We start from the raw sequence: 21,410 nt of genomic DNA on the forward strand, positions 1-21,410 counted from the left end.
TGACGGGTGACAGGCACCGCATGCGTCGTGCTGCCGCCGGTATCGCACCCATACCTGGCAAGAGTTGCTCATGACCAGATTCGAAACCCGGGCGGCCTTCTCGCTGGCAGGCATTTTCTCCCTGCGCATGCTCGGGCTGTTCATGATCTACCCGGTGTTCACGTTCTATGCCAAGCATCTGGACGGTTCCACACCGTTCACGGTGGGCCTGGCCCTGGGTGCATACGGGCTGACGCAGGCCCTGCTGCAAATTCCCTTCGGCATGCTTTCCGATCGCTTCGGGCGCAAGCGCATGATCTGTATCGGCCTGCTGATCTTTGCGTTGGGCAGCGTTGTAGCGGCACTGTCGGACAGTATTTATGGCGTGATTGCCGGGCGTGTTCTGCAGGGCGCAGGTGCGGTCGGATCCGTGATTCTTGCCCTTGGCGCGGACCTCACCCGCGAAGAACAGCGCACCAAGACGATGGCGGTCATCGGCATGACCATCGGCCTGTCGTTCGCCCTGGCACTGGTGCTCGGGCCCTTGCTTAACGCCGTAATCGGCGTCTCCGGCATCTTCTGGACGACAGCGGTCATGGCGCTGGCCGGTATCGGCGTGCTCTATGCCGTTACGCCGCAGCCGGTCGCGCTGCACTCGCACCGCGATACGGGCGCTGTGCCGGCGATGTTCAAGCGCGTGCTGACCGACCCGCAGTTGTTACGCCTGGATTTCGGCATTTTCGCCTTGCACGCCATGCTGACCGCGAGTTTCATTGCCGTGCCGGTACTGCTGCGCGACGTGGTGGGCGTGGCCGAAAACGAGCTGTGGATGGTCTATCTGCCCGTATTGGCAGTATCGGTCATGATCATGGTGCCAATGATCATCCTCGCCGAGGCCAAGCGGAAGATGAAGTCCGTCTTTGTGGGCGCGGTCGTGACGCTGGGTCTTAGCCAGCTCGCGCTGCTGGCCTGGCACAACAGCCTGGTCGAACTGGTGGTGGTGCTGACGCTGTTCTTCGCTGCCTTCAATACCATGGAGGCCAGCCTGCCGTCGCTGATCTCCAAGGCCGCGCCGGCCGATGCCAAGGGCACGGCCATGGGCGTTTATTCGAGTTCGCAGTTCTTCGGCATCTTCGTCGGTGGCACGATCGGCGGCTGGGCCTACGGTCTGGACGGGCCGGCCGGGGTCTTCATTTTTTCGGCGATCGTGGCGCTGCTATGGTTCGTGGTGGCGGTCACCATGAAGCCGCCGCGCTTTACGCGTACGCGCATGATCAGCGTTGAGGTCGCGGACGCGGCCGAGGCGCGGGCGCTGGAGGCCGAGCTGCTCGCGCAGGCGGGCGTGGTCGAAGCGACGGTTGCGCTCGACGAAGGCGTGGCCTATATAAAAGTCGACAGCGCGCAGGCAGACGATGTCGATCTCGACGCATTTTCACGGCGCTCCGCACAAACCAGTGCGAGCCAGCCGACCTAACATCGATGGAGTGTTGCAATGGCAAGTAGGGGCATCAACAAGGCGATTCTGATCGGCAATCTCGGCGCCGACCCGGAAACCCGCTATACCGCCGGCGGCACCGCGGTGACCAACGTCAATCTCGCCACGTCCGACACTTGGCGCGACAAGTCCAGCGGCGAAATGCAGGAACGCACCGAATGGCATCGCGTGGTGTTTTTTGCGCGCCTGGCCGAAGTGGCCGGTGAATACCTGCGCAAGGGCTCCAAGATCTATGTCGAGGGGCGTATCCAGACCCGCAAGTACCAGAACAAGGACGGCCAGGACGTCTACACCACCGAGATCGTCGGCAACGAAATGCAGATGCTAGATACCAAGGGCGGCAGCGGCGGCGGCAGTGCCCCGTTCGGCGGCGGTGGCGGCCAGCAGCAGCGCCCGCCCCAGCAGGGCGGCGGCTACGGCGGCCAGGGTGGTCGCGGTGGACAGCAGTCCTATCAGCCGCCGCAGCGCGAGCCCGCCGGTGGTGACCCCGGTTTCGACGACGACCTGGACGACGATATCCCGTTCTAGCTTGTCCTGATCGGGCAGACCGTCTGATATCCATCCGCTGCCCGACCCGCTGACGGCCGCAGCAGTTTTCAACGGCGTCGAAACAAACGCGGGCACCTGCCCGTTGTTTCTTTTCGATCGCTTTTCGACCGTCGGCCGTGGCGCGCGTGCCTGCATGCACGCGCGTTGCCCACCCGATAAATCATCTGTTTCCGTGCCGGGTTAACAGGACCCGGTGCGAGGCAGAGCAGCCCGCCCTACAAGGCCTCGCGGGCGTCGCCTTGACCCAGATCAATGTATGGGGCCCAGGCGCACGCGATCATCGCGTGATGAATCCAGTTTTCGTATCGGTGCATGGCCGCACGGTGGCCCTTATCCGGGTCGCGCGAAGCGTGACACGGCTGACGGCGGGTCGTGGCGATGGCTGTTAACGATAGCGTTGCCGCACGCGAGATACGCACGGCCCTCGCGCCCCAGTATTTCCTCGAAGGCATGTCGGAGGTGCGCCGGGCGCGCCTGTTGAACAGTGCCAGTACCCATGCTTTTGCGGCCGGCCAGACGCTGTTTCATCGCGGCGATATGGCCGAAAGCTTCTTCGTCGTGCTCGAGGGTCGGGTCAAGCTCTATCGGCTATCCATCGACGGCGACGAAAAGATCATGGGCCTGGTCGGCGCCGGCGAGAGCTTTGGCGAGGGCATACTGTTCATGGACCCCGCGCGTTACCCGGTCAGCGCGCAGGCGCTGGAGAACAGCCGTGTGGTGGCGATCAATCGCGCCGATTATCTCGACGAAATCCAGCATTGCTCTACCACCTGCATGGCGGTGATGCACAAGCTTACCGCCCGTATCGAACGCCTGCTCGACGAGGTCGAGTCGCTCACGCTCAAGGACAGCCGCTATCGCGTGGTCAACTACCTGCTGGAGCTGATCCCCGAGCGGGCAACCGGGCCGGTACAGCTGTGTCTGCCCACCTCGAAGAGCGCGATCGCAGGGCGTTTGGCGATTCGCGCGGAAACGTTTTCGCGCACGCTGCGTCAACTCGCCGAGAACGGCACGATCGTGCTGTGCGGGGGCCGCATGATCGAGGTGCCCAACCCAAAAGTTCTGCGCCATGCCCTGCGTGCCAAATCCGCGGGCGTGGCCTCGTGAGCGTCTTTATTCGAGCAGCGTCGGGTCGATCGCGTCCCGTCGTTGCCGCATTCAACGGCCCGGCTGCGCGCATCGTTTAACCACGAGGGGCGCCAGCCGGTCATCTTGTTTATTCATGCGAGGTATGGCCAATGAATCCGCCCGATAGCGCAGATCCGGTCCGGGGGCTGATCGACTGGATCGCCGCGGCCGGTGTACGCGGCGAGCCCGATCCGCAAACCGCGACCCTGGCAACGGTGGACCCGGCATTTGCCCGGCCGAGCGTGCGCACGATCAACGTCCAGATCGACGCCGATTCGCTGGTGTTCTTCGTCAACGCCCATACCGGCAAGGGCCAGCAGCTGCAGTGGCATCCCTATGTTGCGCTTTGCTTTTTCTGGCACGGTCTACAGCAGCAAATCACCGTGGAAGGCGTGGTCGAGGCGCTCGAGGCAGGCGACGCGGACCGGCTTTGGGCACAGCGCTCGCGCGACAGCCAGCTCACCGCCCGCAGTTCGCAACAGCAGGCCGTGTTCGGCGATCCCGAGGCCTTTCGGCAGCGGCGCGAGCAGGAACGCCAGAGCTACGACTTCGAGCACGTGCCCCGTCCGCAGAACTGGGTCGGCTACCGGTTGCTTGCTACCCGCCTGGAGTTCTGGGCGGCAGGATGGCACCGCCAGCATCCGCGCTGGCTGTTCGAGCGTGCGCCGGAGGGCGGCTGGCAGTCCAGCGTGCAGGAGCCCTGAATAGACAACGCCCGGCGAAGCCGGGCGTTTTCGTGACAAGCTGGTCGCTCAGCTCCACTCCCAGCAGTCGCTGTGGTGCAGCACCAGAACGCTCGCGCGTGCACGTCGCACCACCCGGTCTGCGGTGCCGCCGAGTACCAGGTCGCGCACCTTCGGATCGTGCGAGGCGATGGCGATCAGCCCGGCACCGAGATCCTGCGCACGTTTGACGATGGTCTGGGCGATGGGCCCGATCACCGCTTCGCTGGTCCAGTGGATGTCGTCGGCGTACTCGAGTCGGGCCAGCTCTTCGAGCTGCGACTCGGTCAGCTTCTGCGCTTCGCCCACGAAGTTGTGCGGCACATAGGGCCATACCGAGATTTCCGTCGGCACCACGCTAAGCAAATGAAGCTTGGCGTGGTGCCGACGGGCCAGCGTCGTCGTAGCCGAAAAGATCAAATCGAAGTTCGCCTCGTGTGCGAGATCGATCGGTACGAGGATGCAGTTCTTCATATCGGCACTCGCGCAAAGGGTCGGTGGTGCTCCGGCCGGACTGGAATGCGATCAGTCCGACAGCGGGTCGCGGCTTTCGTCGTGGATCTCGGCGGCATGGGGTTCGCGTTTCTGGCGTACCACCAGAACCGAGTGCTGCGAATGCTTGACCACCTGGCTGGCGATGCTGCCCAACAGCACGTCCCAGAACTTCGGGTTGTGGGACGCCATGACGATGAGATCGACGCCGAAGTGGTCGGCACGACGCACGATCGTGCGGGCCACCGGGCCCACGCGCACGTCGACCTGCCAGTTACCGTCTTCGCCCAGGTATTGCCGGCCGACGCGTTCGAGCTGTGCATGCGCGGTTTCGCCGAGTTTGCGCACATAATCGGTGCCGACGTAAGGAAAGTCGCCGGCATCAATCTGCGGAATGACGCTCAACAGCACGACCGTCGCGCCGGTATTGCCGGCCACGCGTTTGACGTTTTCGAACACGCTCTCGAAAACCGCGTCCTGATTCAGGTCCAGCGGTACAAGGATGGTCTGTGACATATCGATCTCCTTTTCTTGTGTACTTGCAGTATTACGTCGTCGCCGGATGCAGGGCTTGATCTAGATCAAAGGCCGATGAGTGGCGCAACATGAAATTCGCGGGCTGATGGATGGCGGATCGGTTGCAGTCTGAAGTTGAGCAATCTGCGCCGAGCGCCAGTGGTTCGGATGCGCGTCGATGCGGGGTGCAGCAACGCCTGATGGGCCGCCATGGCGAACAACGGTGGGGCGAGCACGAGGTCGGCCCCGCCGCAGCCAGCAGCGCTGGCTGCGGCGGTGTCGTAACGGCTAGAAGCGATAGCCCAGCGCGAGGGTGTAGACCCAGGGGTCGATATCCACGTCGACGTGGGTGCTGCCGGTGGCGGTACGCACCTCGGCGGTTGTATCGATCTGCAGATAGCGCACGTCGGCGTTGATCAACCAGCGGTCGTTGAGTGCGTAGTCCACGCCCACCTGTGCGGCCGGGCCGAAGGAGTCGTCCAGCTCGATCTTCTCGATGCCCAGCGCCCGTGCCTCGTCCGAGACGTCTTCCGAAAAGAAGAACGTGTAGTTCAGCCCCAGGCCAACATAGGGCGTGAATGCCGACTCGTTGTTGAAGCGGTACTGCAGGCTCAGAGTGGGCGGCAGGTGCTTGATATCGCCCAGCGGGGCGCCGTCGAGCGCGCCGCCGCTGAGAGTGAGGTCGTGCTCGAAGGGCGAGGCGCCCAGCAGTTCGACCGCCAGATTGTCGCTGAGCAGATAGGCGATGGTCAGTCCGAATTGCGGCTCGGAGCTCACGGCCACGTCCGTGCCCTGAAGCGCGGGCGCAAGTTCGCCGTTACGGCTCGAGGTGTCATCGTTGGGGGCGACGTAGGTTACGCCGCCGCGCACGATCCAATCGCCGGCTTCGGCATGGGCCACGCCCGCGATGAATACCGAGGTCAGGGCAAGGGCCGCGGGGGCGATTACGGCACGCGGGAAAGACGTCATGGCAGGGCTCCTGTTCTATGGTTTAAGCGTCTGGAGAACAGGTTGGCGGGGTTGCGCTGCGGCCGTGTTGATTTAGGTCAATAAAGGCGCCGACGTCGGCTCATAATTGGATTGTGTGCTAATAGGTGCGCCGCAATGCGCTCGCGCGCGACTAAAGAAGCCTGAAAATCGCGCGGTATTCGGCTAGGATTGCAAGGTTATACGCGCGTTTTTTATTTTGAACCCCAGAGCAACCCCAATGCCGCCACTCTCCCAGCAAATGCAGCAGTTGAGCGAAACGTGCAGTCATTGCTCGTTGCGCTATCTGTGTTTGCCCGACCATCTCGATACGCATGATCTCGAAAAGCTCGAGCGTCTGGTCGATTCGGGCGCGCCGGTGGTGGCCGACACCGAGCTGTTCGCCCAGGGCGACGGCCTGACCCACATCTATGCCGTACGCGACGGCTCCGCCAAGACTGTGCGCATCGACGAGGAAGGCTTCGAACAGATCCTGGGTTTCTACTATCCGGGCGACATCCTCGGCTTCGACGGTTTTGCCGATCAGCACCACCACTGCAGCGCGGTGGCCCTGGAAACCAGCCATTTCTGTCGTATCCCGGTCGACCAGCTCGATGCGTTGGTCGACGAGCTGCCGAGCCTGCGCCAGCGCCTGACGCGTCTGATGAGCCAGGTGCTCTCCGAAGACGGACGCATGATGCTGACCCTGGGCCGCAAGGACAGCGAAGGCCGTATCAGCAGCCTGCTGCTGGGGCTGAGCCGCCGGCGCGCACTTCGCGGTATGCCGGCCACCACCGTGCCTTTGAACATGAAGCGTGCCGATCTGGCCAACTTTCTTTCCATGCGCCTGGAAACGGTCAGCCGCGTACTCACGCGGCTGCAACGTGCACAGATCATCAAAGTGTCGCAGCACCGGGTTGAAATTCTCGATCGCGACGCCCTGCGCGAGCGCTCGAGCCGCGGCGCCTGGGTAGCGGATCAATCGTGACTGTCGCATGTCGGGCGGATATACCCGCTCGCGCGTGGGCAAGCGCCTTGCACGATCGTTTACACTACGGCGCTTGCTTGAACTCGCCCGAAAACGGGCCGGACGGGTCATGACCAGCGCGACTCAACCCAAGGTCTTCGTTCAGACCTGGGGCTGCCAGATGAACGAATACGACTCGGCCAAGATGGTCGAGGTGCTGCGCAAGCAGCGCAACGCCGAGCGCGTAAACACGCCGGAAGAAGCCGACATCATCCTGCTCAACACCTGTTCGATCCGCGAAAAGGCCGCGGAGAAGGTGTTTTCGCAGCTCGGGCGCTGGCGCGAACTCAAGGCCGAGCGTCCCGATATCGTGATCGGCGTCGGCGGCTGCGTGGCCTCCCAGGAAGGCCATGCGATTCGCGAGCGCGCGCCGTTCGTGGACATGGTGTTCGGCCCGCAGACGCTGCACCGGCTGCCGGAGATGCTGGACGCGGTCCAGGACAACGGCGCCGGCATCGTCGATATCGCCTTCCCGGAAATCGACAAGTTCGACCACATGCCGCCGGCCAAGGCCGAGGGCGCCACGGCGTTCGTGTCGATCATGGAAGGCTGTTCGAAATACTGCAGCTTCTGTGTCGTGCCCTACACGCGCGGTGAAGAAATCTCGCGTCCCTTCGACGACGTGATTCTGGAGGTCGCGGAACTGGCCGAGCAGGGCGTGAAGGAAATCACCCTGTTGGGCCAGAACGTGAACGGCTATCGCGGGCCGATGGAAGACGGCTCGATCTGCGATCTGGCCATGCTGGTGGAATTCGTGGCCGAGATCGACGGCATCGAGCGTATTCGCTATACCACCAGCCACCCGCTGGAATTCTCGGATGCGCTCATCGAAGCCTATGCGCGCGTGCCCAAGCTCGCCAACTACCTGCATCTGCCCGTGCAGTCGGGTTCGGATACGGTGCTGGCGGATATGAAACGCGGCTACACGGCCGATCATTTTCGCGAGCGCATCGCCAAGCTGCGCGCGGTACGCCCGGATATCAGCCTGTCGACCGATATCATCGTCGGCCATCCGGGCGAGGGCGAGGCCGAGTTCAAGGCCACCATGCAGCTGGTCGAAGACATGCGCTTCGACGCGGCGTTCTCCTTCGTCTACAGCAAGCGTCCGGGCACGCCGGCCGCGGACATGACCGACGACACCCCGCGCGAGGTCAAGAAGGCGCGCCTGGCGCGTCTGCAGGCCCGTATCGCAGAGTTCAACCGCCAGTACATGCAGGACATGATCGGTACCACCCAGCGTGTGCTGGTCGAACGCGAGTCCAAGCGCGGCGGCGGCCAGATGGCCGGGCGTACCGACTCCAACCGCTGGGTGAACTTCGACGGCCACCCGCGCATGGCCGGGCATTTCCTGGAAGTCGAAATCACCGAAGCGCTCGACAACTCGCTGCGGGGTCGCGTCGTGACCCGCGAGGATCATGCGCCCATGCCCGATCTCGCGGCCGCGGCCGGCTGATCGGCCACGTTGCCAACCCGACAAAGCATCTTGAACGAATCCATCCGCAAGACCCTGGAACTGGACCCGCCGGATACCACCCGGCTGGCTTATCTGTGTGGCCCGCAAGACCAGCATCTGCGCCTGATCGAGCGGACACTGGACGTGCAGGTGCACAACCGCGGCCATCTGTTTCAGGTAGAGGGCAGCGAAGGCGCCGCGACGGCGGCCATCGACGCCCTCAACGAGCTTTATAGCGCCACCGCGGCCGGCGAAATTGGCCCGGATCGGGTGCATATCGTGGCCCGCACGGCCGAGCGCGAGCTGCGCGGCGAGGCCCAGGGCGGGGCGTCCGAACCCCGCGACGTCGTCATCAAGACCCGTCTGGGTCTGGTACGCGGGCGCGGGCCGAGTCAGCGCCGCTATCTGGCCAATCTCGCCGACAACGACCTGAACTTCGGCATCGGCCCGGCCGGTACCGGCAAGACCTATCTGGCCGTGGCCGCGGCCGTCGATGCGCTGGAGTCCGAGCGCGTGCGCCGTCTGCTGCTGGTGCGCCCGGCGGTGGAAGCCGGGGAACGGCTGGGTTTTCTGCCCGGCGATCTGGCCCAGAAGATCGACCCCTATCTGCGCCCGCTCTACGACGCGCTCTATGAAATGCTCGGTTTCGATCGGGTGGGGCGTCTGATCGAGCGCAACGTCATCGAGATCGCGCCGCTGGCCTATATGCGCGGGCGCACCCTCAACGAAGCGTTCATCATTCTCGACGAAGCGCAGAACACCACCATCGAGCAGATGAAGATGTTTCTGACCCGTATCGGCTTTGGTTCGACTGCCGTGGTCACGGGCGACATGACCCAGGTGGATCTGCCCGTGGCCAAGAAATCGGGCCTGCGCCATGCGGTGCGTCTGCTCCAGGATATCGAGGGCATCAGCGTGACCAAGTTCTCGGCGCGCGACGTGGTGCGCCACCCGCTGGTCCAGCGCATCGTCCAGGCCTACGATCGCGAAAGCGAAGCGGGCGAGCACAGCTAAGCGGCAACCGCATGGATATCGAACTCGCGCTGGACTGCGCGCCGGGCATCCACGCGCCCGATACCGACATGCTCGAACGCGCCGCAGCGGCTGCGCTGCGCGGGGCATCGTGCAGCGAAGACGTGGCTTATGAACTCGCCGTTTGTCTTGTAGACGAGGGCGAATCCGCGCGACTGAACGGCGACTATCGCGACAAGCCGTATGCCACCAACGTGCTGTCATTCCCTGCCGGCGCCGAATTGCCGGGCCTGACCGTGCTCGGCGATCTGGTGATCTGCATGCCGGTCATCGCGCGTGAAGCGAAAGAGCAGGGCAAGAGCGACGTCGCACATCTGTCGCATATGGTGGTACACGGGGTCCTGCACTTGCTCGGCTATGACCATATCGGCGACGATGAAGCCGAAACCATGGAGGCGATCGAGCGCGACGTGATGGCCGAGCTTGGCCACGACGATCCTTACCGCGTGCTCGGCGTCTGAACGAATACCGCAGGCCGTAGGGCCGAGCCAGATAGACAGGCTTGAGAGGAGGGCGCGGCTGCGGCCGCATGCGATGAGCGACGAGGACGACAGCGAACAGAGTCGAAGTAGCGGCAATTGGCTGCGCCAGATCGGCATGAGCCTGGCCGGGCCACCGCGCGATCGCGACGAGCTGGTCGAGGTGCTCAAGGAAGCACAGGAAAACGAGCTGCTGGATATCGACGCGCTCTGGATGATGCAGGGGGTGCTCAAGGTCTCCGAGCAGCAGGTGCGCGACATCATGGTGCCGCGCTCGCAAATGGTGGTGGTCGAATCCGATGCCGCCGCGGCGGATATCCTGTCCATCGCGATCGATTCGGGCCATTCACGCTTTCCGGTGATCGGCGAGTCGCGAGACGAGGTCGTCGGTATTCTGCTGGCCAAGGACATGCTGCAGCTGGCCGAGGAGGGCGACGACCGCGAAGCCTTCGAACTGGGGGCGGTGCTCAGGCCGGCGGTCTACGTGCCCGAGTCCAAGCGCGTGAACGTGCTGCTCAAGGAGTTCAAGGCTTCGCGCAACCACATGGCCGTGGTCGTGGACGAGTATGGCGGTGTCGCCGGCCTGGTGACCATCGAAGACGCGCTCGAGCAAATCGTGGGCGAAATCGACGACGAATACGATCAGGCCGAAGGCGCCAATATCCTGCGCCAGGAGCACAATCGTTTTCTCATTCGCAGCCTCACCCCGGTCGAGGAGTTCAACGAATACTTCGACACCGAGTTTTCCGACGAGGACTTCGACACCATCGGCGGCCTGGTCGTGCATGAATTCGGGCATATGCCCAAGCGTGGCGAAACCACCATCATCGATCGCTTCCAGTTCAACGTGCAGCGGGCCGATTCGCGCCGTATTCATCTGTTCCAGATGACCGTGCTGCCGGAGGCCTCCGAGTAGCACATGGGCGCAAAGCGCGTGCTTCGGGTCGCTGCGTTCGATGTGGTGCTGCCGGCGCTGTTCGGCGGCCTGGCCACGCTCGGCTTTGCGCCTTTTGGTTACTACGGACTGACGCTGCTTGCCCTGATCGGGCTGATCGCGCTGTGGTGGCATGCGTCTGCCCGGCGCGGCGCCTGGCGCGGCTTCGTGTTCGGCCTGGCGCACTTCGGCACCGGCATCTACTGGACCTTCGTTTCCACCTACTACTACGGCGGCGCGCCGCTGCCGATGGCGATTGGGCTCGTGGCCGCGCTGAGCGTGTACCTGGCGCTCTATCCGTTGCTGGTGGGCGCGCTCGCCGGCGCCACGCGGGGACTGCCCCGTACGCTGTGGGCGCTGGTGGTGGTGCCTTTTGCCTGGCTGCTTGCGGAACTGGTGCGCAGCTGGGTCATGACCGGCTTTCCCTGGCTCTCACTGGGCTACTCGCTGATCGACGCGCCGGTGACCGCGCTGGCCCCGATCGGCGGCGTGTATTTTCTCGGCCTGCTGATGATGGCCAGCGCCGGCACGGTGGCGCTGTTGTTCGCCGGTTCCATACCGGCACGGGCGCTGGCGGTAGTGCTGATCGCGCTCGCCCCGCTGGGGCTTTGGTATACGCCGCCGACCACGGCATGGACCCGGCCCAGCGGCGAGCCGGTGAGCGTGGATATCGTCCAGGGCAATTTCGCGCAGGCGATCAAATGGGATCGCGACATGTTCCGCACCACCCTCGAGCGCTATCGCTCCATGACCGAAGCCTCGGATGCCGACCTGGTGGTCTGGCCGGAAGTGGCGATTCCGGCGCCGGCCCATCAGATTTCGTCCTACTTCGACGAGATTGCCGCCCTGGCCGCGGGGCGTAACCAGACCGTTCTTGCCGGCACGCTGGTACACGAAAGCAACAACGCGCCCTACTACAATGCCGTGCTGGCGCTCGGCGCGGGCGAGGGGCGTTATTACAAGCGCCATCTGGTGCCCTTCGGCGAGTATTTTCCGGTGCCCGAGTTCGTCAAGACGCTGCTCGACGGCGTGAACATGCGCTACAGCGATTTCGGTTTTGGCGCCGAGGACCAGGCGCTGATCGAGGTCGACGGGGTCAAGCTTGGCCTGTCGATCTGTTTCGAGGATGCCTTTGGCTACGAAATCGCCAAGGCGCTGCCGCAGGCCGGCATGCTGGTGAACGTCACCAACGATGCCTGGTTTGCCGGCACCACGGCGGCCGCCCAGCATCTGGAAATCGCGCGCATGCGCGCGCTGGAAGCGGGGCGGCCCATGCTGCGCGCGGCCAATACCGGCATTTCGGCAATCATCGACTATGACGGGCGCGTGCGCGAGGCCACGCCCGAGTTCGAAATCGCCAACATCGAATCGCAGGTGCAGCCGCGCAGCGGCGAAACGCCCTATATGCGTATCGGCGATTGGCCATTGTGGTGGGCGAGTGCAGCGGTCACGCTGTTGTCTTTGCTGGGCAGCGTGCTGCTCAAGCGTCGCCGGACGTCACGGTAGGTCGGGTTGCGGCATGTAGAGCGAATGGCCGTCCAGCGTTCGCAGAAATGCCGCCAGATCGTCGAGTTCGGCCGGGGTAAGCCCGAGCGGTTCGATCAGCGGTGAAAGTCGTGCCAGCGGCACATCGCTGACTTTCTCGGTCGGCGGCGCGTTCTGCCACCACCCCATGTTGTAAAGCGCAAGCAGTGATTCGAGATCGATCCCGTCGCCGAAGCCGTTGTGCATATACGGCGCCGTGCGTGCGATATTGCGCAGCCCCGGCGTGGCAAACGCGCCGACATCCTCCGGCGCGCCGGTTTCACGGTAGCGGCCCAGATAATCGCCCACGCCGTGCACCGATGTGCCCAGGTGATGAAAATCGCCGTCCGAGAGCAGGGCGCCGTGATGGCAGCGAACACAGTTTGCCCGGCCGCGAAACAGGTCGAGCCCTCGAATTTCGGCAGCCGTGAAGATATCGCGCTCGCCGCGCATGAAACGATCGAAGCGGGTATTCGGCGTATTCAGGGTACGCATGAAGGTGGCGATCGCCTGGGCTATGCGTGCCACCGTGACCGACGGGTCGCCGTAGGCATCGGCGAACAGCGGCGCGTAGCCGGCCACTTCGCCCAGCTGGCGTGCCCCGTGTTCGGGTACGCCCGCCATTTCAATCGGGTTCGACCAGCTGGCGACGACCTGGGTTTCCAGGTCCGCGGCGCGGCCGTCCCAGAACAGACGATCCTTGAATCCGGCGTTGAGTACCGTGGGGGTATTCAGATTCCCGACCTGGCGATCGTGACCGACGGCCTTGTGTCGACCGTCTGCCCAGCCGAGGCTGGGCTCGTGACAGGAGGCACAGGCGATCTGATTCGAACCGGACAGGCGCGGATCGAAGAACAGCCGTTTGCCCAGAGCGGCCTTTGCTTCGCTGAAGGGATTGTCGGCCGAAAACTCCGGTCGCCCGGGCAAGGGCGCGAGCGCTTCTATATCCAGGTCGGCGCGCGTTTCAAGTGCCGGCCACTGCGACTGCGGGCCGCGGTAACGCTCGACCAGTCGTGCGCGTTCGATGGCCGGGGCGAACGCACAGACAAGCGCGACGAACGCAGCGGTCGCTGCAGCGATGGCAACCAGGACGATCGATTCGCGTCGTGCCAGGCGCGAACCGATCCGCTTGATGCCCCCGCCGGGATTCACTTGCCCCACGGATCGGGCGGCGTTCGAAGCGCGGCGACGGCCGCGGCATAGCGACGCCACGCCACAGACAACAGATACGGCCGCGCCGCTACGCGCCCGAGCGTCGGGCTATAGCCCGCTGAGCGGCCGCGCCAATGGGCGCGGGAAGGCGAGTCAGAAGTCATAGCCGACTTCCAGCCAGTACTGGCGGCCAACGCCGAACAGTTGGACCCCTGCCTGGTTGCTTACGATATTGCGGCTGTCGGTAACGTTGAGCACGTCAACGCCGACATAGGGCGAGTGATCGCCGGGCAACAACCGCAGCCGCGTGCTCAGATCCCAGCGCAGGGTATTGTCCTGTTTTTCGATGTCGTAGCGTTGCAGCCCCGTGGCCGGGTCGTTGCCGTCGCGCAGCAGGTAGCGGTACCCGTCTGTGTAGCTCAGCGCGTTACGCACCTGCAGGCGGTCGTTGAAAGCCGAGGTGATGATGTCAACCTGGGCGCTGACCGGGGTGGCGAAATCGCGTGCGGGCAGCTCCGAGCGACGCACCCGACGACCTTCGAAAATCACATCCTCGTCGGCGACCGTACCGTTATAGCCCTTCTCATCGTCGCCGTAGCTGGCATCGGTTTCCTTGTCCATCCACGACACCCCGAGATTGACGCCCCAGTTGGCGCCCACCCAGGCAAACGGCTGCGAGCGCCAGTAGAGATCGACCTGATCCGTGCTGCTGCGCCCGGAGTTGTCGTAGTTGTACAGCTCGCTACCGCCATCGTAGTTGGTGCGGATCTGATCCTTGCCCTGGCGGCGCACATAGGTCAGGCCGATATCGCCGCGCCAGAGCGTGCCGGCGACGCCGATCGAGTATTCGTCGTCGTAGGGCGTGTCGAGATCGCGGTAGTCGTATTCGCTTCGATCCTCGACCGCGGTGAGCGGATCGTCCGGGTTGTCGCGCTCGCGTACCTCGACCAGCCGTCTTTCCTCGGCCCGCAGCTTGTAGGAAAGGAACGACTTGCCGTAATAGCGGTTGGCGCCGGCGATCAGGCGCATGTTCTGGCTGTTGTCGAGATAGACGCCGGCCTTCAGGCGCGGCGCGGCGTTGGTGTTTTCCAACAGGCCGTCGCGTTCGACGCGCAGCCCGGCACTCCCGAACAGGCGTTGGCCGTCGGCGGCCAGCTCGCCGAACACGGCGCCGTTGGTATTCGAAAAGGCGATATCGCCGGCGCGGTAGGTTGCCACGCGGCTCAGGTACTGATCCGACGGCGCATAAGAGCCAGGGCCGATCGGGTCGGGCAGCGGCGTCTGGCTGTAATCGAGGCGATAGTCTTCGGCCACGAAGTCCTGGCCCCGATGCTGTTCGTAGTCGAGATAGGCTATTTCTGCGCCGTAATCGGTCGTCCAGATAGCGCTGATCGGCGTGGTGAACGTAACGGAACCGCCCAGCTTGCGTTGTCGGTTCTCGAGGTCGCCCAGGCCGCCGATGATGCTGCCGTCGAATAGCGACGTGCTCTTGAAGTTGGTCAGCGTATGGCTGTCGTATTGATGCTCATCGGTGGTGAGCCCCGCGTTGAGATTGGCGTCCACGCGGGTGGCGCCAATGTGGTTCGCGTAGTTGACGCTCAGGTTGATGCCTTCGTGGCCGCCCACGAAGTCGGAGTCGAGATAGTTGATCAGGAAGCTGTCTTCATCGAAGTTCGTATACGACAGCGACGCATCGAGCTCGTAGTCGCGGTCGAGCAGGTCCAGGCGCAGAACGCCGTAGCGTGATCTGCTGTCCAGTTCGCGGCTCTGGCTGGGCGTGTAGAGCTGGCCGGTCTCCAGAAAATTGTCCAGATCCATCGTGAGCAGCTGTTTTTGGCTGATGGTCGAGCGCTTTTCGCTATAGCCGGCGAACAGGCCGATATCGCCCAGGCGGGTGGCGCCGTCCAGGCTGAATTCGCTCTTGCGAAAATCGGGCTGGAACTCCCCGGGCACGCCGTTGGGCATCTGGGCCGCCGCGCTTTCGAACTCGCGTTCCTGGGTTTTATCGATATGCAGGTTGGTCAGACTGTCGCTGGTTCCCCGATACGACACATGGGCTTCGTTCCGGCCTGCATAGGCACGTGTTTCGGCCTTGACCACGCCCCCCGTGAAGCCGCCTTCCCGGGCAGAAACATTGGTATCACTGACCTCGATGTTCTGTAAGAAACGGGTATCGATGAACTGGCCCTGGGAATGGCCGGCCACGCGCGTGTAGTTGTCGGCGCGCTGGCTCTGGGCGGGGTCGATGAGGTTGTCCACCGCCGCGCCGTCCAGTACGAAGCGGTTCTGGTAGGGCGAGGCCCCGCGAATCGAGAACTCTGCGGGCTTGATATCGCCTTGCTGGCGGCTCGAACTCGCCCCTTCTGCCACCCGTACGGAGGGAATGACCGACAGCGCTTCGGCCAGATCCGAGCGTGCCGAACCGCGGATGTAGGCGGCCGGCAGTTTCTGGATCTGGGCATCCAGCGGGTCGGCTGCGACCAGGATCTCGTTGAGCGCCGGCAGCTCGAAAGACAGGGCGTCGTTGAGGCTTTTCTGGTCGGCGGCCGCGGTTTCGCCGCGCGCTTCATCTTGTCGCGTTACGTCACCGCTCGCGGCCGCTGGCGGCTGTTCGGCATGGACGGCGGATGTCGCGCCCAACAAGGCCGGCAGAATCAAGAGTCTGTACATGGTGTCCCCCCGTGAAGTTGCGAGGGAGCATATGCATTCAGTTCATAAATGCAAATGATTCGCATTTATATTTGACGCAATGAAATTCAATTTCAAGCGGACGGTTCTTCAATGGTGCGACGCTGCGCTTGTACGGCTGCCATGGCAGAGGGGGTGGGCGCAGGCTCAGAGGTTGAGTCGGCGTGTGGCTGAGCGTACTGGGCGGTGAAGGGTCGCCAGCGTATCGAGTACACTAGTCGGCCGTTTTTTGCTTTTCGATCGATAGCCGCCGATGGATTCCACCTACCGTTTCGATGCGATCGAGACCGATGTACAGGCCCGCTGGCGTGACGCCCGCGCCTTCGAAGTCAAGCGCGACGAGCGCGAGAAGTTCTATTGCCTGTCGATGTTCCCTTACCCCAGCGGCAAGCTGCATATGGGGCATGTGCGCAACTACACCATCGGCGACGTCATCTCCCGCTATCAACGCATGTGCGGCAAGAACGTGCTCCAGCCCATGGGCTGGGACGCCTTCGGCCTGCCGGCGGAAAACGCCGCGATCAAGAACGGTGTGCCGCCGGCGAAATGGACCCGCGAAAACATCGCTGCAATGCGCGAACAGCTCGCCCAGCTGGGCTTTGCCTACGACTGGTCCCGCGAAATCGCCACCTGCGACCCGAGCTATTACCGCTGGGAACAGTGGCTGTTCACCAAGCTGTTCGAAAAGGGGCTGGTGTATCGCAAGGAATCGATCGTCAACTGGGATCCCGTCGATCAGACCGTGCTCGCCAACGAACAGGTGGTGGATGGCCGCGGCTGGCGTTCGGGCGCGATCGTCGAGCAGCGCGCCATCCCGCAGTGGTTTGCGCGAATCACCGACTATGCCGACGAACTGCTGGACGATCTCGACGCGCTTGAAGGCTGGCCGGAAGCGGTCAAGACCATGCAGGCGAACTGGATCGGGCGGTCTACCGGTCTGGAAATCGATTTCGAAGTGGTCGGCCACGACGAGCCGCTGACGGTCTACACCACGCGACCGGATACGCTGCACGGCGCGACCTATATGGCCGTCGCCGCCGATCACCCGCTGGTTGCGGCCGCCGCCGCGCACGACGCCGAACTGGCCACCTTCTGTGAAGACTGTCGCAAGGCCGGCACCGCCGAGGCCAGCCTGGAAACACGCGACAAGAAAGGCTATCGCCTGCCCAGCGAAGCGACGCATCCGCTCACCGGCGAGCGGATGCCGATCTTTGCCGCCAATTTCGTGCTGATGGGCTATGGCACCGGCGCGGTGATGAGCGTGCCGGCCCACGACCAGCGCGACTGGGAGTTCGCCACCGCCTACGACCTGCCGATCGTGCCCGTGGTCGCGCGCGCCGACGGCAGTGCCCCCGACATCAGCGCAGCCGCAAGCATCGATAAAGGCCCGCTGATCAATTCCGGCGAGGATGACGGCAAGGACTTCGACAGCGCCTTCAACGATATTGCCGACCGGCTGGAGGCCCGGGGTATCGCCCGTCGCAAGACCCAGTACCGCCTGCGCGACTGGGGTCTGAGCCGCCAGCGCTACTGGGGCGCGCCGATCCCGATCATCCACTGCGACGACTGCGGCGCCGTGCCGGTGCCGGAACAGGATCTGCCGGTGGTGCTGCCCGAGGACGTCACCCCCGAAGGCGCGGGCTCGCCGTTGCCGGATATGCCCGAGTTCGTGAACGTGGACTGCCCGCAGTGCGGCAAGGCCGCCCGGCGCGAAACCGACACCTTCGACACCTTCATGGAGTCGTCCTGGTATTTCGCGCGTTTTGCCTGCCCGGACGCCGATTCCATGCTCGACGACCGGTCCAACTACTGGCTGCCGGTCGATCAGTACATCGGCGGTATCGAGCATGCGATCTTGCATCTGCTGTATGCGCGTTTCTTCCAGAAGGTGATGCGCGACGAGGGGCTCACCGACGCCGGTGAGCCGTTCAAGCGGCTGCTCACCCAGGGCATGGTGCTCAAGGACGGGGCGAAGATGTCCAAGTCCAAGGGCAATACGGTCGACCCGCAGGCGCTTATCGAAAGCTACGGCGCGGATACGGTGCGCCTGTTTTCCATGTTCGCCGCGCCGCCGGACCAGTCGCTGGAATGGTCGGATGCCGGCGTGGAAGGGGCCAACCGCTTCATCAAACGGCTCTGGCGTCTGGTGGCCGACCATGTCGAAGCCGGCATCGTGGCCCCGGCCAAGAGCGCTGACGGCGAGGCCGGCGAGCTGCGGCGCAAGCTGCACGAAACCATTGCCAAGGTCGGCGACGACATCGGCCGGCGTACGACCTTCAACACGGCGATTGCTGCGGTCATGGAGCTCTGCAACGCGCTCGGCAAATTCGACGGCGCGCAGGCCGATAGCCAGGCGGTACGCCAGGAAGCGCTGGAAGCAGTGGTCAAGATGCTCGCGCCGATCATCCCGCACGTCTGCGATGCGCTTTGGCGCGAGCTGGGCCATGACGATCTGCTGCTCGACGTGGCCTGGCCGCAGGCCGACGACTCCGCGCTGTCCCGCGATACGCTCACCCTGGTGGTCCAGGTCAACGGCAAGGTACGCGCCAAGATCGACGTGCCGGCGGACGCCGATCGCGATACGGTGGCCGAAATGGCCCAGTCCGAAGCCAACGTGCTGCGTTTCATCGACGGCGCGCCGATCAAGAAGACCATCGTCGTGCCGGGCAAACTCGTCAATCTCGTGGTATAGATCGCCTCATGAAATCGATATCTGCTGGTTTGCCCGCGCGACCTGCCGGCGCGCGTTCATCTATCCGCCACCGCCTTGGCGGCCTGGCGGCGATTCTGGTCGTCATGCTGTCCCTGGCCGGCTGCGGTTTTCATCTGATGGGCGCCTCGCCGCTGCCGGAGGGCGTCGATCGCATGTACGTCAGCTACAGCGACGATTACCAGGTCGGCGATCCGCCGCTGGTGGAAACGCTGCGTCAGCGACTGCGCGAACGGCATGTGCTGGGCGACAGCGGGGCGCCGGCCAGGCTTGCGATTCGTGACATCGAAAACCGCCAGCGCATCATTTCGGTCAGCCCCGTCGATGGCCAGGTGGCCGAATACGAACTCACCACCACCGTCGTATTCGATTACACGGTCAACGATGCCACTCAGCTGCAAAACGAAAAGCTGTCGGTGAGCCGCAGCTACAGCTTCGACAACACCGAACGCCTCGCGGCCGAGCAGGAGCAGCGGGAATTGCTGACCGCGATGCACGAAGAGCTGTCCAACCTGATTCTTCTTCGCGTTGCCACTGCGAATGAAAAACTTGCCGATTAGAGTGGCCGGCATCGCTTCGCCTACAAAGCATCCCAAATGACCGATCGCAGTATTCTCAAGGCCAGCCCCATAACGCCTGCGGATGCAGCCGACTTCATCCGCGGCCGGCGTACCGTGGATCAGTTCACCGACGAGATGCCCGACCCCGCGATCATTCGCGAGGCGGTCGAACTTGCGCGGTGGGCGCCCAACCATCATCTGACCCAGCCCTGGCGGTTCTATACCCTCGGGCCCGATACCCAGAGTGCGATCGTCGATCTCAACACGCGCCTGGTGGCCGAGCGCAAGGGCGACGAAGTGGCGGCGGCCAAGCGCGAGCGCTGGCAGGCGGTGCCGGGTTGGCTCGCGATCACCTGTGTGATCGATGACGACCCGATTGTCGCGCAGGAAGACTATGCAGCCTGCGCCTGCGCGATACAGAACATGTCGCTGTACCTGCACAGCGCGGGGCTGGGCAGCAAGTGGATCAGCGGCGAAGCCACGCGCCATCCGGATCTCGCGCGGATTATGGACATCGACAGCGCGCGCGAATACTGCGTGGGCCTGCTGTGGTATGGTTATCCGAAACGCCGACCACGCAGCCAGCGCAGCGATCTTGACGCCATACTGGCAGCGCGTCCCTGAGCGTCGTCGCAAATAGCCCGCAACGGGCGTTGCAAAACCCGTGTACCCCCGATAGAATTGCGCGCTTTCGCAGCCGCCCGGCTGCCTAATCGCGTTGGTTCAGGATACAGTGCAATGAAGACGTTTTCTGCAAAGAAAGACGAAGTCCCCGGTGACTGGTATGTCGTCGATGCCGACGGCAAGACGCTCGGTCGTCTGGCTTCGGAAGTCGCCACGCGCCTGCGCGGCAAGCACAAGCCGGAATACACCCCGCATATGGATGTGGGCGATCATATCGTGGTCGTGAACGCGTCCAAGATTAAGGTCACCGGCAAGAAGCCGCAGCAGAAGATCTACTACCGGTTTACCGGTTATGTCGGCAACCTGAAGTCGATCACGCTCGAAGACCAGCTGGCCGCACACCCGGAGCGCGTCATTGAGCACGCCGTCAAGGGCATGCTGCCGAAGAATCCGCTGGGCCGTCAGATGGCCCGCAAGCTGCGCGTCTATCCGGGCGCCGAGCATCCGCATACCGCACAGCAGCCGCAGACGCTGGAGATTTAGTCAATGGCAACCGAACAAGCCTACGGTACCGGCCGTCGCAAGACCGCGACCGCCCGCGTTTTCATCAAGCCGGGTAGTGGCCAGATCACGGTCAACAAGAAGTCGCTGGACGAATACTTCGGCCGTCCGACTTCGCGCATGATCGTGCGCCAGGCGCTGGAAGCGACCGATTCCAGCGATCGTTTCGATATCAACGTAACCGTCGCCGGCGGCGGTCCGAACGGCCAGGCCGGCGCGATTCGCCACGGCCTGTCCCGCGCGCTGGTTCAGTATGACGAAATGATGCGTGCGCCGCTGCGTGCCGCAGGCTACATGACCCGCGACGCACGTAAGGTCGAACGTAAGAAGATCGGCCTGCACAAAGCTCGTAAATCGCCGCAGTACTCCAAGCGCTAGCGTCGATTGCCGACCGCTTGCCGCCTACCCGGCGAGCGGTCAGCCCAGTTTGCTGGGGGATCGTCTAGTGGTAGGACTGCGGACTCTGACTCCGCCAACGGGGGTTCGAATCCCTCTCCCCCAGCCAGCACCCAAAGCCCGCCTTATGGCGGGCTTTTTTTTGGGTGCTGGCTGGGGGAGAGGCCCTGGTTCGACCCCCTCGGTTCGACGAGCGAGCACCGCTCGCGAGAACCGGGGCGCGCAGCGCCACGGGCCCCCGAAGGGGGTGAGCGTGCGCCAGCACGCGAATAATCCTGAGGTTGAGAGGCTGCCAACTTGAACGAAGGCCCCCGGACATTCCGTACGACTGCACCCAAAGCCCGCCTTATGGCGGGCTTTTTTTTGGGTGCTGGCTGGGGGAAAGGTCTTGGTTCGCCCCCTCGGTTCGACGAGCGAGCACCG

The 21,410-nt window shown here is 63.8% G+C and carries 20 protein-coding genes and 1 tRNA gene; 16 read left to right on the forward strand and 5 right to left on the reverse strand.

Going from position 1 to position 21,410, the window contains the following annotated elements; genetic code table 11:
* The first annotated feature begins 70 nt into the window (after positions 1-70).
* The 4 genes from C84B14_RS15795 to C84B14_RS15810 all read left to right on the forward strand — a co-directional run bounded on the left by C84B14_RS15795 (position 71) and on the right by C84B14_RS15810 (position 3,855).
* Positions 71-1,453 (forward strand): MFS transporter, encoded by a 1,383-nt coding sequence (locus C84B14_RS15795; RefSeq protein ID WP_353225514.1) that lies wholly within the window; start codon positions 71-73, stop codon positions 1,451-1,453.
* Positions 1,454-1,471: 18 nt separating this feature from the next.
* On the forward strand, positions 1,472-2,002 hold the full coding sequence (ssb, locus tag C84B14_RS15800; protein WP_353225516.1) for a single-stranded DNA-binding protein: 531 nt from the start codon (positions 1,472-1,474) through the stop codon (positions 2,000-2,002).
* A 399-nt stretch (positions 2,003-2,401) separates the two neighbouring features.
* Entirely contained in the window at positions 2,402-3,130 is a 729-nt protein-coding gene (locus C84B14_RS15805) for a Crp/Fnr family transcriptional regulator (RefSeq protein ID WP_353225517.1), read from the forward strand.
* A gap of 131 nt (positions 3,131-3,261) precedes the next feature.
* Positions 3,262-3,855 carry a pyridoxine/pyridoxamine 5'-phosphate oxidase gene (locus C84B14_RS15810; protein WP_353225519.1) on the forward strand — a complete coding sequence of 198 codons (594 nt, stop codon included), beginning with the start codon at positions 3,262-3,264 and terminating at the stop codon, positions 3,853-3,855.
* A gap of 48 nt (positions 3,856-3,903) precedes the next feature.
* Here the strand turns inward: C84B14_RS15810 and C84B14_RS15815 are convergent, their stop codons facing one another.
* From C84B14_RS15815 to C84B14_RS15825, 3 genes are all read right to left on the reverse strand, one after another.
* On the reverse strand, positions 3,904-4,347 hold the full coding sequence (locus C84B14_RS15815; RefSeq protein ID WP_353225521.1) for a universal stress protein: 444 nt from the start codon (positions 4,345-4,347) through the stop codon (positions 3,904-3,906).
* A 51-nt stretch (positions 4,348-4,398) separates the two neighbouring features.
* On the reverse strand, positions 4,399-4,881 hold the full coding sequence (locus tag C84B14_RS15820) for a universal stress protein (RefSeq protein ID WP_353225523.1): 483 nt from the start codon (positions 4,879-4,881) through the stop codon (positions 4,399-4,401).
* Positions 4,882-5,169: 288 nt separating this feature from the next.
* Entirely contained in the window at positions 5,170-5,850 is a 681-nt protein-coding gene (locus C84B14_RS15825) for an OmpW/AlkL family protein (protein WP_353225525.1), read from the reverse strand.
* 238 nt (positions 5,851-6,088) lie between these two features.
* On the opposite strand from C84B14_RS15825, the gene C84B14_RS15830 reads away from it, so the two are divergent.
* The 6 genes from C84B14_RS15830 to lnt all read left to right on the forward strand — a co-directional run bounded on the left by C84B14_RS15830 (position 6,089) and on the right by lnt (position 12,278).
* Complete coding sequence (locus C84B14_RS15830) at positions 6,089-6,835, forward strand: helix-turn-helix domain-containing protein (protein ID WP_348765800.1); 747 nt, start codon at positions 6,089-6,091, stop codon at positions 6,833-6,835.
* Between the two features lie 109 nt (positions 6,836-6,944).
* Positions 6,945-8,327 carry a tRNA (N6-isopentenyl adenosine(37)-C2)-methylthiotransferase MiaB gene (miaB, locus tag C84B14_RS15835; protein ID WP_353225527.1) on the forward strand — a complete coding sequence of 461 codons (1,383 nt, stop codon included), beginning with the start codon at positions 6,945-6,947 and terminating at the stop codon, positions 8,325-8,327.
* 30 nt (positions 8,328-8,357) lie between these two features.
* Positions 8,358-9,341, forward strand: coding sequence for a PhoH family protein (locus C84B14_RS15840; protein ID WP_353225529.1), 984 nt, complete (start codon positions 8,358-8,360; stop codon positions 9,339-9,341).
* 11 nt (positions 9,342-9,352) lie between these two features.
* Positions 9,353-9,820 (forward strand): rRNA maturation RNase YbeY, encoded by a 468-nt coding sequence (ybeY, locus tag C84B14_RS15845; RefSeq protein ID WP_353225531.1) that lies wholly within the window; start codon positions 9,353-9,355, stop codon positions 9,818-9,820.
* Between the two features lie 73 nt (positions 9,821-9,893).
* The gene (locus tag C84B14_RS15850) at positions 9,894-10,754 is read left to right on the forward strand and encodes a CorC family transporter (RefSeq protein ID WP_348765804.1); all 861 of its coding nucleotides are present in this window, start codon (positions 9,894-9,896) and stop codon (positions 10,752-10,754) included.
* 3 nt (positions 10,755-10,757) lie between these two features.
* Entirely contained in the window at positions 10,758-12,278 is a 1,521-nt protein-coding gene (lnt, locus tag C84B14_RS15855) for an apolipoprotein N-acyltransferase (RefSeq protein WP_353225533.1), read from the forward strand.
* Here the strand turns inward: lnt and C84B14_RS15860 are convergent.
* Together C84B14_RS15860 and C84B14_RS15865 are read right to left on the reverse strand one after the other, a co-directional pair.
* The gene (locus C84B14_RS15860; protein WP_353225535.1) at positions 12,270-13,457 is read right to left on the reverse strand and encodes a cytochrome-c peroxidase; all 1,188 of its coding nucleotides are present in this window, start codon (positions 13,455-13,457) and stop codon (positions 12,270-12,272) included. The two genes, lnt and C84B14_RS15860, sit on opposite strands and share 9 nt — an antisense overlap.
* Before the next feature lie 144 nt (positions 13,458-13,601).
* Positions 13,602-16,118 (reverse strand): TonB-dependent receptor plug domain-containing protein, encoded by a 2,517-nt coding sequence (locus tag C84B14_RS15865; protein ID WP_353225537.1) that lies wholly within the window; start codon positions 16,116-16,118, stop codon positions 13,602-13,604.
* A gap of 271 nt (positions 16,119-16,389) precedes the next feature.
* Between C84B14_RS15865 and leuS the strand changes: the two genes are divergently transcribed.
* From leuS to C84B14_RS15895, 6 genes are all read left to right on the forward strand, one after another.
* Entirely contained in the window at positions 16,390-18,828 is a 2,439-nt protein-coding gene (gene leuS, locus C84B14_RS15870; protein WP_353225539.1) for a leucine--tRNA ligase, read from the forward strand.
* A gap of 8 nt (positions 18,829-18,836) precedes the next feature.
* A complete protein-coding gene (locus tag C84B14_RS15875; RefSeq protein WP_353225541.1) occupies positions 18,837-19,406 on the forward strand; it encodes an LPS-assembly lipoprotein LptE in 570 nt (189 codons plus the stop codon).
* Positions 19,407-19,442: 36 nt separating this feature from the next.
* The gene (locus C84B14_RS15880; RefSeq protein ID WP_348765810.1) at positions 19,443-20,030 is read left to right on the forward strand and encodes a nitroreductase family protein; all 588 of its coding nucleotides are present in this window, start codon (positions 19,443-19,445) and stop codon (positions 20,028-20,030) included.
* 114 nt (positions 20,031-20,144) lie between these two features.
* On the forward strand, positions 20,145-20,573 hold the full coding sequence (gene rplM / locus C84B14_RS15885; protein WP_006913188.1) for a 50S ribosomal protein L13: 429 nt from the start codon (positions 20,145-20,147) through the stop codon (positions 20,571-20,573).
* 3 nt (positions 20,574-20,576) lie between these two features.
* Positions 20,577-20,969, forward strand: coding sequence for a 30S ribosomal protein S9 (rpsI, locus tag C84B14_RS15890; protein WP_293628550.1), 393 nt, complete (start codon positions 20,577-20,579; stop codon positions 20,967-20,969).
* 53 nt (positions 20,970-21,022) lie between these two features.
* Positions 21,023-21,096: transfer RNA gene (locus tag C84B14_RS15895), tRNA-Gln, on the forward strand.
* Positions 21,097-21,410 lie beyond the last annotated feature (314 nt).

This window comes from Salinisphaera sp. C84B14 (assembly GCF_040361435.1).
Taxonomy (GTDB): domain Bacteria; phylum Pseudomonadota; class Gammaproteobacteria; order Nevskiales; family Salinisphaeraceae; genus Salinisphaera.